Source organism: Streptococcus constellatus (assembly GCF_902167705.1).
Taxonomy (GTDB): domain Bacteria; phylum Bacillota; class Bacilli; order Lactobacillales; family Streptococcaceae; genus Streptococcus; species Streptococcus constellatus_A.
The window spans coordinates 42,196-58,180 of the sequence record NZ_CABHMZ010000013.1; the positions used below are offsets into that span (position 1 = coordinate 42,196).

The 15,985-nt window shown below is 39.8% G+C and carries 15 protein-coding genes and 4 pseudogenes; 16 read left to right on the forward strand and 3 right to left on the reverse strand.

Annotation, left to right across the window (positions count from 1 at the left end; translation table 11 throughout):
- The first annotated feature begins 10 nt into the window (after positions 1-10).
- From pepV to FQ204_RS03920, 10 genes and pseudogenes are all read left to right on the forward strand, one after another.
- Positions 11-1,411, forward strand: coding sequence for a dipeptidase PepV (gene pepV / locus FQ204_RS03880; protein WP_144208834.1), 1,401 nt, complete (start codon positions 11-13; stop codon positions 1,409-1,411).
- 55 nt (positions 1,412-1,466) lie between these two features.
- Positions 1,467-2,324, forward strand: coding sequence for an SDR family oxidoreductase (locus tag FQ204_RS03885; protein WP_144208837.1), 858 nt, complete (start codon positions 1,467-1,469; stop codon positions 2,322-2,324).
- Positions 2,325-2,333: 9 nt separating this feature from the next.
- Positions 2,334-2,915: a uracil-DNA glycosylase family protein gene (locus FQ204_RS03890; RefSeq protein ID WP_144208840.1), complete on the forward strand. Its 582-nt coding sequence runs from the start codon at positions 2,334-2,336 to the stop codon at positions 2,913-2,915.
- A 239-nt stretch (positions 2,916-3,154) separates the two neighbouring features.
- Positions 3,155-3,607 carry a MarR family transcriptional regulator gene (locus FQ204_RS03895; protein WP_144208843.1) on the forward strand — a complete coding sequence of 151 codons (453 nt, stop codon included), beginning with the start codon at positions 3,155-3,157 and terminating at the stop codon, positions 3,605-3,607.
- Positions 3,604-4,681: pseudogene (locus FQ204_RS03900) on the forward strand (ABC transporter permease/substrate-binding protein); the annotation flags it as partial. The gene FQ204_RS03895 and the pseudogene FQ204_RS03900, both read left to right, overlap by 4 nt.
- Positions 4,682-4,702: 21 nt before the next feature.
- Positions 4,703-5,206 (forward strand): glycine betaine ABC transporter substrate-binding protein, encoded by a 504-nt coding sequence (locus tag FQ204_RS10665; RefSeq protein ID WP_260843551.1) that lies wholly within the window; start codon positions 4,703-4,705, stop codon positions 5,204-5,206.
- Entirely contained in the window at positions 5,203-5,922 is a 720-nt protein-coding gene (locus tag FQ204_RS03905; protein ID WP_144208846.1) for an ABC transporter ATP-binding protein, read from the forward strand. Before FQ204_RS10665 ends, FQ204_RS03905 begins: the two co-directional genes overlap by 4 nt.
- 11 nt (positions 5,923-5,933) lie before the next feature.
- Complete coding sequence (locus FQ204_RS03910; protein ID WP_186286769.1) at positions 5,934-6,899, forward strand: zinc-binding alcohol dehydrogenase family protein; 966 nt, start codon at positions 5,934-5,936, stop codon at positions 6,897-6,899.
- Between the two features lie 104 nt (positions 6,900-7,003).
- Complete coding sequence (gene ldcB / locus FQ204_RS03915; RefSeq protein WP_144208849.1) at positions 7,004-7,702, forward strand: LD-carboxypeptidase LdcB/DacB; 699 nt, start codon at positions 7,004-7,006, stop codon at positions 7,700-7,702.
- 25 nt (positions 7,703-7,727) lie between these two features.
- Positions 7,728-8,018, forward strand: coding sequence for a cupin domain-containing protein (locus tag FQ204_RS03920; RefSeq protein ID WP_144208852.1), 291 nt, complete (start codon positions 7,728-7,730; stop codon positions 8,016-8,018).
- A 132-nt stretch (positions 8,019-8,150) separates the two neighbouring features.
- On the opposite strand, the gene FQ204_RS03925 is transcribed toward FQ204_RS03920, so the two are convergent.
- Both FQ204_RS03925 and FQ204_RS03930 read right to left on the reverse strand, forming a co-directional pair.
- Positions 8,151-8,396, reverse strand: coding sequence for a type B 50S ribosomal protein L31 (locus tag FQ204_RS03925; RefSeq protein ID WP_003023866.1), 246 nt, complete (start codon positions 8,394-8,396; stop codon positions 8,151-8,153).
- Between the two features lie 104 nt (positions 8,397-8,500).
- Complete coding sequence (locus FQ204_RS03930) at positions 8,501-9,439, reverse strand: DHH family phosphoesterase (protein ID WP_144208855.1); 939 nt, start codon at positions 9,437-9,439, stop codon at positions 8,501-8,503.
- A gap of 152 nt (positions 9,440-9,591) precedes the next feature.
- Here FQ204_RS03930 and FQ204_RS03935 point away from each other — a divergent pair, with 152 nt between their 5' ends.
- From FQ204_RS03935 to thrS, 5 genes and pseudogenes are all read left to right on the forward strand, one after another.
- Positions 9,592-10,035: a flavodoxin gene (locus FQ204_RS03935; protein ID WP_003030007.1), complete on the forward strand. Its 444-nt coding sequence runs from the start codon at positions 9,592-9,594 to the stop codon at positions 10,033-10,035.
- A gap of 133 nt (positions 10,036-10,168) precedes the next feature.
- Positions 10,169-11,554 (forward strand): Fe-S cluster assembly protein SufB, encoded by a 1,386-nt coding sequence (gene sufB, locus FQ204_RS03940; protein ID WP_106100957.1) that lies wholly within the window; start codon positions 10,169-10,171, stop codon positions 11,552-11,554.
- Positions 11,555-11,989: 435 nt separating this feature from the next.
- Positions 11,990-12,400: pseudogene (locus FQ204_RS03945) on the forward strand (AAA family ATPase); the annotation flags it as partial.
- Positions 12,401-12,572: 172 nt separating this feature from the next.
- A pseudogene (locus tag FQ204_RS10670) lies at positions 12,573-12,779 on the forward strand (AAA family ATPase); the annotation flags it as partial.
- Positions 12,772-14,724 carry a threonine--tRNA ligase gene (gene thrS / locus FQ204_RS03955; RefSeq protein WP_144208857.1) on the forward strand — a complete coding sequence of 651 codons (1,953 nt, stop codon included), beginning with the start codon at positions 12,772-12,774 and terminating at the stop codon, positions 14,722-14,724. The pseudogene FQ204_RS10670 and the gene thrS, both read left to right, overlap by 8 nt.
- Before the next feature lie 77 nt (positions 14,725-14,801).
- Here thrS and FQ204_RS03960 read toward each other — a convergent pair.
- A pseudogene (locus FQ204_RS03960) lies at positions 14,802-15,137 on the reverse strand (TetR-like C-terminal domain-containing protein); the annotation flags it as partial.
- 141 nt (positions 15,138-15,278) lie between these two features.
- Between FQ204_RS03960 and FQ204_RS03965 the strand changes: the two are divergent.
- Positions 15,279-15,980, forward strand: coding sequence for an ABC transporter ATP-binding protein (locus tag FQ204_RS03965; RefSeq protein WP_144208859.1), 702 nt, complete (start codon positions 15,279-15,281; stop codon positions 15,978-15,980).
- The last annotated feature ends 5 nt before the right edge of the window (positions 15,981-15,985 follow it).

A 15,985-nucleotide genomic window follows, 5' to 3' on the forward strand; every position in this document is an offset into this window, starting at 1 on the left:
ATCTGATTTTATGACGATTGATTTTAAAGCAGAAGTTGAGAAACGTCGCGACGCTCTGTTGGCTGACTTGTTTAGCCTTTTGGAAATTAACTCCGAGCGAGATGACACGAAAGCAGATAAAGAACATCCTTTTGGGCCTGGACCTGTTAAGGCTTTGGAAAAATTCTTAGAACTAGCTGCGCGTGATGGCTATCCAACGAAAAATGTTGACAATTATGCAGGGCATTTTGAATATGGCGAAGGAAAAGAAGTGCTTGGAATTTTTGCGCATATGGATGTTGTGCCGGCTGGAAGTGGCTGGGATACAGATCCTTATACGCCAACTATCAAGGACGGTAAATTATTTGCACGTGGTGCGAGCGATGATAAAGGGCCGACGATGGCTTGCTATTATGGACTGAAAATTATCAAAGAATTAGATTTGCCGACATCTAAGAAAGTTCGTTTTGTAGTTGGTACAGATGAAGAATCTGGCTGGGCTGATATGGACTATTATTTCAAACACGTTGGTCTGTCAGAGCCAGATTTTGGTTTTTCACCAGATGCAGAATTTCCGATTATCAATGGCGAAAAAGGAAATATCACCGAATATCTTCATTTTGCAGGAGAAAATGGCGGAGCTGCGCGCTTGCATAGCTTTACTGGCGGACTTCGTGAAAATATGGTTCCTGAATCTGCAACAGCAGTAGTATCAGGAGATGTGCCAAATCTTGTAGATAAATTGGACGAATTTGCAAAGGAACACGAACTTCGATTTGAATACCAAGAACTACCGAGTGGTCAAATAACAGTTACGATTGTTGGAAAATCTGCTCACGGAGCTTCTCCACAATCCGGTGTCAATGGTGCGACTTATCTGGCGAAATTCTTGACCCAGTTTGATTTTGCAGATTCTGCTAAGGATTATCTTGAAGTGGCAGGAAACATTCTTTTAGAAGACCACGAAGGAAAAGCTTTAAAAGTGGACTATATAGATGAAAAAATGGGTGCTCTTTCTATGAATGCAGGAGTCTTCCGCTTTGATGAGGCAAGTGATGACAACACCATTGCCCTTAATTTCCGCTATCCACAAGGAACCAATCCAGAAATTATCAAAGCTGAGTTGGAAAACTTGCCTGTAGAGAAAGTGACATTGTCAGAGCACGAGCATGTTCCTCATTATGTTCCAATGGAAGATCCACTTGTGACAACGCTTTTGAACGTGTATGAAAAGCAAACAGGGCTGAAAGGTCATGAACAAATCATTGGTGGAGGAACCTTTGGTCGTCTCTTAAAACGCGGTGTTGCTTATGGCGCTATGTTCCCAGGCTATACAGATACCATGCATCAAGCAAATGAATTTATAGATGTGGAAGATCTTTTCCGTGCAGCAGCTATTTATGCTGAGGCAATCTATGAATTGATTAAATAAAGGACGTGAACTCAGCTAGAAATAGTTGAGTTTCTTTCAAAGAAAGAGGACAATTATGATTTATACAATTACGAGTGCGACAGGTCAATTGGGGCAAAAGGTTGTTGCTGAAGCACAAAAACATTTAAATTCTAATGATATTCGGCTATCTGTTAGAAGTCCCAAAAAAGCGAGCCAATATGCAACAGCAGGGATTGATGTCAGAGCAGCTGATTATTTAGATGTGGATTCTATGGTTGAAGCTTGGCGCGGAACGGATGTCTTGATTTATATTCCAAGTATTTCTCATCCAAGCATTGTGCGTGTACCCGAGTTTGAAAATTCAGTAATTGCGGCAGAAAGAGCTGGAATTAAGCATTTTATCTTTGTTGGATTTTTCGCCGATCAAGTTAATAGTCCATTTCACATGGCGGCTTTCTTTGCTTATGCCAATACTCGTTTAGCATCAGCTGGATTTTCTTACAGCATTATCAAAAATGCTATGTATGCTGATCCATTGGTGCCTTATTTACTTGAGTTAATAGAGCGCAAAGCTGTTATTTATCCAATGGAAAATGCAAAAATGAGCTTTATTTCGCGGGAAGACAGTGCAGAAGCCATTGTCAAACTGGCTATGTCACCTGCCCTACAGGGAAAAACATATATCTTGACCCAAGATCGTAATTATACAATGTTAGAATTAGCTGACCTTTTGTCTGAAGTGTCAGGCCGTGAAATTGGCTACCAGCCGGTGACAGTTGAGGAATTTGCTGCTCTTTATGATCAGCCCAAAGGTTTCGGTGTTGTGCTGGCTTCTCTTTATCAAGCTGGAAGTCAAGGCTGCTTGGATGTTGTGACAGACGATTTTCGGACAATCACAGGACGGCAGGCAACTGATTTGAAAAGTTATCTGATGGAAAATTATCAAAAATAGAGGGAAGAAATGGAAACGCTAGAAGGTATTAAGAAAGCCATTATGGCTGATTCACAAAATCAAGCATATACCGAGCGGGGAATTGAGCCACTTTTCGCAGCGCCTAAAACGGCACGTATCAATATTGTCGGGCAAGCGCCAGGTATTAAAGCGCAGGAAACGCGCTTGTACTGGAATGATAAGAGTGGTGATCGCTTACGCGAATGGATGGGTGTTGACTATGATACCTTTTATCATTCAGGCTATTTTGCTGCGATTCCAATGGACTTTTACTTTCCAGGACATGGAAAGTCAGGTGATTTGCCACCTCGCAAGGGTTTTGCAGAGAAATGGCATCAGTCGATTTTAGAGTTGTTACCAGATCTTGAATTGACGATTCTCATTGGTCAATATGCTCAGAAATATTATCTTCATCAAAAGGGAACTGTAAAGTTAACTGATACAGTAAAACATTATCAAGACTACCTGCCAGAATTTTTCCCACTTGTCCACCCCTCACCCCGAAATCAAATCTGGATGGCTAAGAATCCTTGGTTTGCAGAAACCGTAATCCCTGATTTAAGGGAACGGGTACAAAAGATTATTTCATAGAGTGGAACAAAAGTTGATCATTTAAAAGTTTTTGATTTCATTGCACCAGAGTGGTTTATTAGTACTGAAGCGCCTAATGAATTTCTCCAAACCGCTTCGCTTTGCAAGCATAACGCATAAATAATAGAAGCTAGGCACTTTTCCCAGCTTCTTTTTTTAAACAAAATCTTTGACAAAAAAGGTTCTATATAGTAGAATGAGCATAAACTTCTATATCGTATATTTTAGAAAGAAGAAAAATGAGTAAAAAAGTAATCAATAGTGGGTTTTATATCGGGAAAATTCATCGTTTGTCCAATCGACTGATGAATCATATTTTGTTAGAACGAGGAATTCAAGCCTTTAATGGAGAGCAGGGACGCATTTTACATGCGCTTTGGCAAAAAGATTATCAAAGTCAAACGGAACTGTCAGAGCAGACCGGTTTGACGCTGAACACACTTACTAAAATGATTGACCGAATGATTAGCATGAACCTTGTGGAGCGGTGTTCTCATGAAAAAGACAAGCGAAAAAAGATGATTTGCTTGACAGATTATGCCAAAGGATTGAAAAAGGAATATGATGCAATTTCGGATAAAATCATTGAAATCTTTTACAGCGGATTTTCTGAGCTGGAAATCAATGAATTTGAGACTTATTTGGAGCGCATTTTAGTAAATTTAAGTCAATCAAGAAAGGATGAAGCATGAACGAGTTCATTAAATTAGTAACTAATCAATGGGATTTTCTTTTAAGTCTTGTCTGGGATCATATCTGGATATCAGGCTTGTCTATCTTTCTTGCCTTAATTTTGGGAGTCGGACTTAGCATTTTCATTAGTTTCAAAAAAAGCTGGGCGGGTGTCATCATTGGTTTAGTGAATATTCTTTATACAATTCCCTCCATTGCCCTTTTAGGAATTTTGATTTCGGTTACGGGGATTGGTAACAAGACAGCAATTGTGGCTCTAACCTTGTATGCACTTTTGCCTATGGTACGGAGCACTTATACAGGGATTATAGGTGTTGATCCACTTCTCGTTGAAGCAGCAGAAGGAATGGGTTCTACTCGCAAGCAGATTTTAACAAAAGCGCAGTTGCCACTTGCTTTTCCAGTCATGATGGCAGGTTTTCGCAATATGGTGACAATGACCATAGCTCTAGCTGGGATTGCTTCTTTCGTTGGTGCTGGTGGTCTGGGGGTTGCAATCTATCGTGGAATTACCACTAATAATCAAACCTTGACCTTAGTCGGAAGTGTTTTAGTAGCTCTGTTGGCACTGGTCTTTGATTTTCTCCTTTCTTTGGTTGAAAAATCAATCTTAAACCATAAAAAAGTATCCAAAAAATGGCTGTCTATTGTAGGCTCCATAGCTCTATTGGCGGCAGGAACAATCGCATTTTTCCAGATGAATCCAATGGGTGGAACTGTCAAGATTGCGACCAAGCCACAGACAGAAAACTATATCTTAGGAGAAATGCAAAAACAAGTTATTGAAGAATACACCAATCTTAAGGTCAAAATGACCAAAGGTGTTGGTGGTGGTACCTCAAATATCCATCCAGCAATGGTTAAAGGTGAATTTGATATTTATGCAGATTATACTGGTACGCTTTGGGAAGTGGTCATGAAAAAGAAGGGTACTTATAGTGAAAATCAATTTGACAGTCTGATAAAAGATTATGCAAAGAAATATCAACTAACATGGGTTGGAAGTTTTGGCTTTAACAATACTTATCGACTTGCTGTTAGCAAGGAAACCGCAGACAAATATCGGCTCAAAAATAATAGTGATTTATCTTCATGTGACTGATTATTCAAATGCAGCGCGGACCGACAAATATCGGCTCAAAAATAATAGTGATTTATCTAGTGTCTCCCCAGAGTTGACCTTCGGTGCAGAGTATGATTTCTTTGCGATAGATGCAGGTTATGATCGCTTGGCACGAACCTACAAGCTGAACTTCAAATCCACAGTAGACATGGATAGTGGTTTAAAATATCAGGCGGCAAAAGAAGGACAAGTAGACGTGATTGATATTTTCACTACGGATGGGAAATTACACAATTCTGGCTTAGTTACGCTGGAAGACGACAAGGGGATGTGGTCTTCCTATCAGGCTGGAATGATTGTTCGCAAAGAAACGTTAGACAAATATCCAGATTTGAAAACAGCCCTGGCGAAGTTAAATAATATCTTAGATGATGCAGCAATGTCAGACCTTAATTACAAGGTTGACACAGAAAAACAGGAACCAGAAAAAGTTGCTCATGACTATCTTGTAGAGAAAGGGATTTTGAAGAAATGATTGAATATAAAAATGTCAGCAAATCATATGGAAATCAAGACATTATTAAAAATCTAAATCTAAAGATTGAAGATGGCACTTTTCTGACAGTTGTGGGGACTTCTGGTTCGGGCAAAACGACATTGTTAAAGATGATAAATGGTTTGGTCAAGCCGAATCAAGGGCAAATCCTTATCAATGGTCAAGATGTGCAGGACACGGATTTGATTGAATTGCGGCGAAACATCGGTTATTCGATTCAAGGAAATGGGCTTTTTCCTCATTTAACAGTTGCCGAGAATATCGCTTTTGTCTTGAATTTGCAAAAGAAAAATCAAGCAGAAATAGAGAAGATTATCGATGAAAAGTTAGCTATGCTTGGTTTGGATACTCAGCTAAAAAATCGCTACCCAGCAGCTCTTTCGGGCGGGCAGGCGCAACGAGTGGGAATTGCCCGAGCATTAGCTGCAACACCTAATATTTTACTAATGGATGAGCCATTTGGAGCAGTGGATGCTATTACGCGCTATCAGCTACAGCGTGAATTAAAATTACTGCATGAAGAAACCGGCATTACAGTCGTATTTATCACGCACGATATAGCAGAAGCTTTGAAGTTAGGCACGAAAATCCTTGTTTTAGATAAGGGAGAAATCCAGCAATATGGCACTCCACAGGAAATAAAAACGCAGCCTGCAAATGATTTTGTCAGAAAACTACTAGAATTAGCGAGCTAAGGAGAAGCTCTATGAATCAAAAAATGAAAGCCATGGTGATTTATGAGCCTGGTGGTCCAGAAAAATTTGTTCTAGAAGAGCGAGAAATTCCGAATGTAAAAGCAGGCTGGACTCTAGTAAAAATTAAAGGTTTTGGTATCAATCATTCAGAAATTTTCACTCGAAAAGGTTTATCTCCAACTGTTCAATTCCCACGCATTTTAGGGATTGAGTGTGTAGGACAAGTAGTTGAAACAACAAGGGGAGATTTACAAATTGGACAAAAAATTGTCTCTATCATGGGTGAAATGGGACGTGCTTTTGACGGTTCTTATGCTGAATATGCCCTACTTCCAAATGAGCAGATTTATCCCGTAGATAGCCAATTACCTTGGTCTGAGTTAGCAGCGGTACCAGAGACCTATTATACCGCTTTTGGCTCCTTCAAAAATCTGCAGATAAAAAAGGGAGATTCAATCTTAGTCCGAGCTGCGACAAGTGGTGTTGGATTAGCTTTCTTAAAATTGGTAAAGGCGCAATTCCCACAGAATCGTGTAGTTGGCGCAGTTCGTTCTCTTGCTAAAAAAGATTTGCTTCAACATCAAGGCTTTGATGAGATTATTTTAGATGAAAAAGGAGTTTTGCAAACCGAGGAAAAGTTTGATAAAATCCTTGAATTAGTCGGTCCAGCTACTCTAAAAAATTCATTTGACCATATTCAAAGTGCAGGAATTATCTGTAACACTGGTCAATTAGGTGGCAAATGGTATGTAGAGGAGTTTGACCCAATCGTAGAAATAAAAAATAATAGTTTTTTGACTAGTTTTTATTCAGGCAATGTGAGCCAGCAGCTTATTGATGAACTTTTTAGCTATATTGATGCTTACCAGATAAATGTATCTCCTCAACGAATCTTTTCATTAGAGCAAATCCCAGCAGCCCATTCTTATATCGAAAGTCAAGCGGGATTTGGTAAAGTGGTCGTCTTAAATGATTAACTAGAAAAATTAAAAGTGTGCAAATGCATGCTTTTTTGAATTGACATACAGTATATCTACGCTTATAATGAAAATTAGAAAATTCTATAAATGAGGCGATACAGATGAAAAAAAGGATTGGGATTTTATTAGTAGCGAGTTTGTTTCTTTTGACAGCTTGTGGGGAAAAGAAAACAAATGTGGAAACGAAACAAGAAAGAAAAGCAACATCTGCAAAAGTTGCGTCCTCTGAGCAAGCAAAGAAAAAAGCAAAAGTTCATTATAATGGTTCTTACTATAGTGTAAAAGGAAAATACGATGAAATTGTCATCGCAAATAAACATTATCCATTATCTTCAGATTACAATCCCGGTGAAAATCCTACTGCTAAAGCAAAATTGCTGGAGTTGATTGCTGCTATGCAGCGTGAAGGCTATCCTATCAGTAATCAATATAGCGGTTTCCGTAGTTACCAAACACAGGTGACTCTTTATCAAAATTATGTCAATCAAGACGGGAAAGAAGCAGCAGATCGTTATTCTGCTCGACCTGGCTATAGTGAACACCAAACAGGTTTGGCATTTGACTTGATTGGCACAGACGGAAATCTAGTAACAGAAGAAAAGGCGAGCCAATGGCTTTTAAAACATGCAGCTGAATATGGTTTTGTCGTGCGCTATCTAAATGGTAAAGAAGACAAAACTGGATATATGCCAGAGCAATGGCATCTGCGTTATGTTGGGAAAGAAGCAAAAGCGATTGCAGATTCAGGACTATCTTTAGAAGAATATTACGGTTTTGCTGGGGGAGATTATAAGGATTAAAATTGAATACAAGGAGACAATACACATGAAAACTTATACAATGAACCCTACTATTGATGTCGTGGAAACACCTGTTGAAGAAACTAGTCGCATCATCCGTCATCTTCACTTAGGAGAAGGAGCAGGAATTCCTGAACACAAGGCTGATGCTTTGGTGACTGTTGTCTGTCTAGAGGGAAAGGTTGATTTTACGGCATCTGGTCAAACAGTCCAACTCGTTCCCGGAAGTTTTTTAACCATGGAACCCAATGAGCCTCATAGTTTATATGGTGTGAAAGATAGCCATGTATTGGTTATTCAGCAATTAAAATACTGAATGCAAAAAAAAGAGTAAAAACTTGGAAGTTATAATGTCATAGATTCCAAGTTTTTTTGATTGTACTAAAAAACCTTTCCCAAAATTGGAAAAGGCTTATTATCAACATTCTTTGTAATGTGAATACGATTTTTATTTGAGACCGTATTTTTTGTTGAAACGATCCACACGTCCATCTGCTTGAGTGAATTTTTGACGTCCAGTATAGAATGGATGTGAGTCTGATGAAATTTCCACACGGATCAAAGGATAAGTGTTTCCATCTTCCCACTCAACAGTTTCGCTAGAATACTTAGTAGAACCACTAAGGAATTTGTAGCCAGTTGAAGTATCCATAAAGACAACAGGACGGTATTCAGGATGAATATCTTTTCTCATTTTTAAAAATTTCCTTTCTGCCATGGTCTCTCTGCGAGCCATAGATTCGTTACTTTGACAGTTTACCAAATTCTAACTATTTTGACAAGTCTTTTCTCTCAATTTTATGGTCTTTTTGCCAATTCTTTCAATTCTTGATAAACTTCTTCGATTTCTTCTTTGGAGTAAGCATTGGCACCACTGGCAAGGGGATGACCGCCTCCATCGTGTTTTTTAGCGATTTCATTGATTGGGATAAATTTACTCCTTAGTCGAACGCGGTAATTGCCATTTTCTTGCTCAACAAAAATTCCCCATAATTCAACGCTGTCGATACGCCCCGGAGCTGAAACGATAGCAGAAGTGTCAGCATCTGTTAAATGATTGGCTTTGAGAAGTTCTTGCGTCAGAATAACACGAGCTGCACCATTTTCATCGACTTCTAAATGGTCGTAAACATAGCCTTGGAGTTTAGCGATTTGATAACTGAAAGAGTCCATTTTTCGAGCTAAAGCAGCAAAATCAAAGGGATATTCGCGAAGTTTACTTGCGACAGCCATTGTGCGGGCGGTTGTGGCAGGATATAGGAAACGTCCTGTATCACCGACAATTCCAGCATAAAGCAGTTTAGCAGAATAATCATCTAGTTTCAGTTTATTTTCCAATGCAAAGAGAGCAATTAACTCACTAGCACTACTAGAGCTAGTATCTACCCAAGAAATGTCCCCGTAAATGTCATCGTTTGGATGATGATCGATTTTGATGAGAAAATCTCCTTTGTTGTACCGTTCGTCATCAATCCGAGCAGTATTTGCTGTATCACAAACAATAACTAAAGCATGTTTGTAATCATCGTCTGAAACCTCATCCATTTTAGCTAGCCAAGCAAGAGTAGGTTCAGTTTTTCCTGCTACTTTAATCTTTTTCTCAGGGAAATTGACTTGAAGTAATTTTTTCAAACCGACTTGACTTCCTAATGCATCAGGATCGGGTCGCATGTGACGATGAATGATAATCGTATCATATTCTTTAATTTTATGTAAAATTTGCTTGAAAATTTCCATATGATAACCTCCGCTATACCTTTTATTCATTGTATCATAAGATAGCTATTTTAAAAAGCAAAAGTGAGGAGTAACAAACCTTTAAGAGGTTTCAAGTGCAACTATTTGTTCAATGTGTTATAATGAATTGATAGAATTTTTTGGAGGAAATTATGGCTTTAGCAAAAATTGTATTTGCGAGTATGACAGGAAACACAGAAGAAATCGCAGATATTGTAGCTGATAAATTAAAAGAACTTGGTTTAGAAGTAGATATTGATGAATGCACAACGGTTGATGCAGAGGAATTTCTAGAAGCAGACATCGCAATCGTTGCTTCTTACACATACGGTGACGGCGAGTTGCCTGATGAAATTGTTGATTTTTATGAAGATTTAGCTAGTCTTGACTTGACCGGAAAGATTTATGGTGTTGTCGGGTCGGGCGATACATTCTATGATGAGTTTTGTAAGGCCGTAGATGACTTTGATCGCGCTTTTGCAGCGACAGGTGCTGAAAAAGGTGCTGAAAATGTAAAAGTCGATCTATCAGCAGAAGATGAAGATATTGAAAATCTGGAGAAGTTCGCTGAAGCATTAGCCGAAAAAGTACGGTAATCATGTAAGAAGGCTGGGAAATTTTCCTAGCCTTTTTTAGCTTAATTTATTCGATTTTAGGCATATATTCTGACATTTCTAATATAGAATAGTATAATAAGAGAAGAGAATTTGTATCAATGGGAGGAATGAGATGACGAAAGAACGAGATTATGCCTTTGGATTTCATGACGATGTGAAACCTTTGTTCTCGACAGGCAAAGGTTTGACAGAAGAGGTTGTTCGTGAAATTTCTGAAATTAAAAATGAGCCGCAATGGATGTTGGATTATCGCTTGCGTTCTTTAGAGTTGTTCCATAAATTGCCCATGCCTGATTTTGGACCAGATTTATCCGGCATACGATTTGATGATATTATCTATTATCAAAAATTAAGTGGGGATCGGGCTAGAAGTTGGGATGAAGTACCAGATGAAATAAAGAAAACCTTTGAGCGTCTGGGTATTCCTGAAGCAGAGCGTCAATTTTTGTCAGGAGCAGTTGCTCAGTATGAATCTGAAGTAGTCTATCACAACATGAAAGAAGAATTTGCCAAGCAAGGCATTATCTTTACCGATACCGACACAGCAGTACAAGAATATCCGGATTTGGTAAAAAAATACTTTGGAACAGTCATTTCTAATGCAGAGCACAAGTTTTCCGCTTTGAACAGTGCTGTTTGGTCAGGTGGCACATTTATCTATGTTCCTAAAAATGTTCAATGTCAGGTGCCAGTTCAGACCTATTTCCGTATCAATGGAGAAAATGCCGGTCAGTTTGAACGCTCGCTCATTATCGTAGAAGAGGGTGGCTCTATTCAATACATTGAGGGTTGCACAGCGCCTACTTATACGACCAATAGTCTTCATGCTGCAAATGTGGAAATTATTGTCAAAAAAGATGCTTTTTTCCGCTATACAACTATTCAAAACTGGTCAGACAATGTTTATAATCTGGTGACAGAGCGTGGAACGGTTGAAGAAGGCGGTACTTTGGAATGGATTGACGGAAATCTGGGTAGCAAGGTCAATATGAAATACCCTTGTAGCATTTTGAATGGCCGCAATGCAAGAACTTCTGTTCTTTCCATGTCCTTTGCTAATTATGGTCAGCATTTGGATGCGGGTTGTAAAGTCTATCACAATGCGCCGAAGACTTCTAGCACATTGATTTCCAAGTCTGTTGCAAAAGACGGTGGTAAGACGGATTACCGCGGTCAAGTCCGTTTTGGCAAGAACAGTGCTGGTTCAAAGTCTCACATTGAGTGCGACACGATTCTTATGGATGGTGAGTCTAGCTCAGATACCATTCCATTTAACGAAATTCACAATTCAAATGTTGCACTTGAACACGAAGCTAAGGTTTCTAAGGTTTCAGAAGACCAGCTTTATTACCTTATGAGCCGTGGTATTAGCGAAGAAGAAGCAACTGCCATGATTATCAATGGCTTTATGGAGCCAATTACCAAAGAACTCCCAATGGAGTACGCAGTCGAACTTAATCAGCTCATCAATATGAGTATGGAAGGTTCTGTAGGATAAAAGTAAAAACAGCCGCATGGCTGTTTTTTTGTGTTTCTGATTGAAAGAAGAGAAAGAAAAAAGCACCGAATCGGTGCACGCTTTTGCAAGCTTGAGTACGGACAAAGCCTTATTTTAACTTGCTGTGTTGTTTCGAATGGTTCCAAAACAAAATACACTTCATAAGACTTGCAAAATTTTTCAATCGTGCTATAATACTCTTTAGAGACAAGTCAGTTAGTTCCTTTCTAGTAGAGAGTGCGTGGTTGCTGAAAACGCATAGAAAGTCTAATTTGATACTACTCGTTTGATTTTATGCAAACATAAAACGGTGGCTACGTTAGAGCCAATCAGAGGTGTCAACAAACTGTTTTGTTGTACATAAATGAAGGTGGAACCACGTTGCGACGTCCTTTTAGGATGTCGCTTTTTGTTTTGTCGGAAGGAGGCAGAGATATGCTCTATATGATTGGTGGATCGCCTTGCAGCGGGAAGTCAACGATCGCTTCCCTTCTTGCTCAGCAGTATAGGTTGCTTCATATCAAGCTAGATGATCTGGTAGACGAGATGATGGACCAAGCAAAAGCAAGCGCAAAGCCGATTTCCCTTCTGAGACAGGACAGAAGTCCGAATCAAATCTGGCTGAGAAGTCCAGAGGAGATAGCGGATGAGGAATGGCGTTTTTATGAGGAGATTTTTCCTTATGTGACATCTTACTTGATAGAACATCAAGAGCAGCCACTCTTGCTGGAAGGAGCAGGGCTGTTGCCTCACTTGGTAAAGGGCCTTGAAGAACCGGCAGTTTCCTATCTATGCCTGACTCCGGTAGCGGATTTTCAGAAAAAGCATTATCGGCAGAGAGAATGGGGAGCGGGACAGAACTTCTCTTGAAAATTTTAAGTTCGTAGTCCCGCCCCCGCAAGGGCGATTAGGTGCTCTTCCGAGCTTTAAAAGCGAATGAAGAGCCCAATCGCCGACTGCGTTATTCGTTTATTACTAAATAAGAGTAGAAGCAGAAACACTTTTTGCCTCAGCTTCATCCAATCCTGAGCAGGATTTTGAAAACGGGATGCAGCGGGACATTCTGTTTGCCCAACCGGTACGGAAGGAAGCCCAGAAATTAGGCTATCCCAGCCTCATAACAGATGGCAGTCGGTCAGAAAAGGAGACTGCAAAAGAGATTGCCAGGCTCTTAAAATTACCCCATACAAATACAATAGATATTAAAGGAGAAACATATGATTAAGATTACTTTCCCAGATGGCGTTGTTCGTGAATACGAATCAGGCAGCACAACTTTTGACATTGCCCAATCTATCAGTAATTCTTTGGCGAAGAAAGCCTTGGCTGGTAAATTTAACGGCAAATTGATTGACACAACTCGCCCTATCACAGAAGATGGTAGCATCGAAATCGTCACACCTGACCATGAAGATGCCCTGCCTATTTTGCGTCACTCAACAGCTCATCTCTTTGCCCAAGCGGCTCGTCGTCTCTTTCCAGACATTCACTTGGGTGTCGGTCCAGCTATTCAAGACGGATTTTACTATGATACGGACAATGCTGCAGGACAGATTTCCAACGAAGATCTGCCTCGTATCGAAGAAGAAATGAAGAAGATTGTCAAGGAGAATTTCCCGTCAATTCGCGAAGAAGTGACAAAAGACCAAGCACGAGAAATTTTCAAGAATGATCCTTACAAGTTGGAATTGATTGAGGAGCATTCAGAAGATGAAGGAGGCCTTACGATCTACCGTCAAGGTGAATATGTGGACCTTTGCCGTGGACCTCACGTGCCATCAACTGGGCGCATTCAAATTTTCCATTTGTTAAATGTAGCGGGTGCTTACTGGCGTGGAAATAGTGACAATGCTATGATGCAACGGATTTATGGAACAGCTTGGTTTGATAAGAAAGACCTAAAAAACTATCTTCAAATGCGTGAAGAAGCGAAGGAACGTGATCACCGTAAGCTCGGTAAAGAGTTGGATCTTTTCATGATTTCTCCTGAAGTTGGGCAAGGTCTTCCATTCTGGCTTCCAGATGGTGCGACTATTCGTCGTATCGTAGAGCGCTATATTACAGACCGCGAAGTCAATGATGGCTACCAACACGTGTATACGCCACCGCTTGCAAGTGTAGAATTATACAAAACTTCTGGGCACTGGGAACATTATCAAGAAGATATGTTTCCGCCAATGGATATGGGAGACGGTGAACAATTTGTTCTTCGTCCGATGAATTGCCCACACCATATTGAGGTCTATAAAAACCATGTGCATTCTTATCGCGAGCTGCCAATTCGTATTGCAGAACTTGGTATGATGCACCGTTTTGAAAAATCAGGTGCGCTCTCAGGACTTCAACGTGTCCGTGAAATGACACTGAATGATTCTCACTTATTTGTCATGCCAGAGCAAATTCAAGAAGAATTTAAACATGTGCTGGATTTGATGATTGATGTTTACAAAGACTTCAATATCACAGATTATCGTTTCCGTCTGTCTTATCGTGACCCGAATGACAAACATAAATATTTTTATAATGATGAAATGTGGGAAAATGCTCAACGCATGTTAAAAGGAGCAATGGATGACTTAGGTTTGGACTACTTTGAGGCAGAAGGTGAAGCTGCTTTCTACGGTCCTAAGTTGGATGTTCAAGTAAAAACGGCTCTCGGAAATGAAGAAACTCTTTCCACTATTCAATTGGACTTCTTGTTGCCAGAACGTTTCGACCTTCATTATGTCGGAGCAGACGGTGAAGAGCATCGTCCAGTCATGATTCACCGTGGTATTGTGTCTACTATGGAGCGCTTTATTGCTTACTTGATTGAAACTTACAAGGGTGCTTTCCCGACTTGGCTTGCTCCTCATCAAGTGACGGTCATTCCGATTTCTAATGAAGCACATGCTGACTATGCTTGGAAAGTGGCGAAAGAACTGCGCAATCGTGGTGTCCGTGTGGATGTCGATGAGCGTAATGAAAAAATGCAATACAAGATTCGTCAAAGTCAAACCCACAAAGTTCCTTATCAATTGATTGTAGGAGACAAGGAACAAGCAGATGGTACAGTGAATGTCCGCCGTTATGGTCAAAAACAAACGCATACAGAAACAGTTGCAGAATTTGTAAATCATATTTTGGCAGATATTGCTAGAAAATCACGCTTAGATGATAGTGAAAACTAAGCTAGAAAAGATGTATATTAAAAACTCTATCTCTAATTGGGAAAATCCCTTTTAGAAATAGAGTTTTTTTCATTTTATCATTGCCAAGCGTCATAATCAAATGTTTGTAAAATCGTATTCGTCATTTCTTCAGGTGTTTCTTTAGTGCCACTTGAAATCCAAAGTGAGATAATGCCCTCTACACTAGATAGAAAAACTTCAAGCGCATATTTTTCAGAAATGGTGAAATTTTCTTTTAAAAAGTGTTCGGTTTGAAGTTTGTGCTGCTCGTTAGTTACAATGCTAAGCATGAATTCACGGATTGTTTCACGGAAATTGAGGTAATGACTTTGAGAAACGGCATAAATCAAGTCATGGTTTTGTTGGAGATAACTTAGATTGGCAATGAGTAGGTCGCGCGTGTTTGCCGATTTTGTACCATAATACTCCTTAAATGAACACTCTGTTGATGATTGATGATTGCCTTTATGGTAAGTCTATTTTATAATAAAGATAGGATTCAATCAACAGCTTGTTTATTTTATTGGACATGGAAACTGAAAGAGGAAAAGACGATGGCTTATATTGAAATGAAGCATAGTTACAAACGGTATCAAATGGGAGACACAGAAATCATTGCCAATAATGACATCTCTTTTGACATCGAAAAAGGAGAATTGGTCATCATTCTTGGAGCTTCTGGTGCTGGAAAATCAACGATTTTGAACATTCTTGGTGGGATGGATAACAACGACGAGGGAGATGTGCTGATTGATGGGCAAAATATAGCGCATTACAACGCTCATCAACTGACAGACTATCGGAGAAAAGATGTTGGCTTTGTCTTTCAATTTTATAATTTAGTTCCCAATCTAACGGCGCTAGAAAATGTTGAGCTAGCTTCAGAAATTGTTCAAGATGCGCAGGACGCAGCAGAGGCGTTAGCAGCAGTTGGTTTGGGAAATCGGCTGCATAATTTTCCTGCTCAACTATCTGGCGGCGAGCAGCAACGGGTTTCCATTGCGCGTGCCGTGGCAAAAAATCCCAAAATTTTGCTTTGTGATGAACCAACAGGCGCACTGGACTATAAAACAGGTAAGCAAGTGCTGCAAATCCTTCAAGATATGTCGCGAAAGCAAGGTGCGACAGTGATTATCGTGACTCATAATGGTGCGTTAGCTCCGATTGCAGACCGCGTGATTCACATGCACGATGCACGGATTCAGTCTGTCACTTTGAATGAACATCCTCAAGATATTGCAAGTCTAGAGTATTAGTGAGG

What these genes read in the sequence shown, in the direction of transcription:
- pepV (WP_144208834.1), top strand. Translation starts at nt 11, where the DNA reads ATGACGATTGATTTTAAAGCAGAAGTTGAGAAACGTCGCGACGCTCTG.
- FQ204_RS03885 (WP_144208837.1), top strand. Translation starts at nt 1,467, where the DNA reads ATGATTTATACAATTACGAGTGCGACAGGTCAATTGGGGCAAAAGGTT.
- FQ204_RS03890 (WP_144208840.1), top strand. Translation starts at nt 2,334, where the DNA reads ATGGAAACGCTAGAAGGTATTAAGAAAGCCATTATGGCTGATTCACAA.
- FQ204_RS03895 (WP_144208843.1), top strand. Translation starts at nt 3,155, where the DNA reads ATGAGTAAAAAAGTAATCAATAGTGGGTTTTATATCGGGAAAATTCAT.
- FQ204_RS03905 (WP_144208846.1), top strand. Translation starts at nt 5,203, where the DNA reads ATGATTGAATATAAAAATGTCAGCAAATCATATGGAAATCAAGACATT.
- FQ204_RS03910 (WP_186286769.1), top strand. Translation starts at nt 5,934, where the DNA reads ATGAATCAAAAAATGAAAGCCATGGTGATTTATGAGCCTGGTGGTCCA.
- ldcB (WP_144208849.1), top strand. Translation starts at nt 7,004, where the DNA reads ATGAAAAAAAGGATTGGGATTTTATTAGTAGCGAGTTTGTTTCTTTTG.
- FQ204_RS03920 (WP_144208852.1), top strand. Translation starts at nt 7,728, where the DNA reads ATGAAAACTTATACAATGAACCCTACTATTGATGTCGTGGAAACACCT.
- FQ204_RS03925 (WP_003023866.1), bottom strand. Translation starts at nt 8,396, where the DNA reads ATGAGAAAAGATATTCATCCTGAATACCGTCCTGTTGTCTTTATGGAT.
- FQ204_RS03930 (WP_144208855.1), bottom strand. Translation starts at nt 9,439, where the DNA reads ATGGAAATTTTCAAGCAAATTTTACATAAAATTAAAGAATATGATACG.
- FQ204_RS03935 (WP_003030007.1), top strand. Translation starts at nt 9,592, where the DNA reads ATGGCTTTAGCAAAAATTGTATTTGCGAGTATGACAGGAAACACAGAA.
- sufB (WP_106100957.1), top strand. Translation starts at nt 10,169, where the DNA reads ATGACGAAAGAACGAGATTATGCCTTTGGATTTCATGACGATGTGAAA.
- thrS (WP_144208857.1), top strand. Translation starts at nt 12,772, where the DNA reads ATGATTAAGATTACTTTCCCAGATGGCGTTGTTCGTGAATACGAATCA.
- FQ204_RS03965 (WP_144208859.1), top strand. Translation starts at nt 15,279, where the DNA reads ATGGCTTATATTGAAATGAAGCATAGTTACAAACGGTATCAAATGGGA.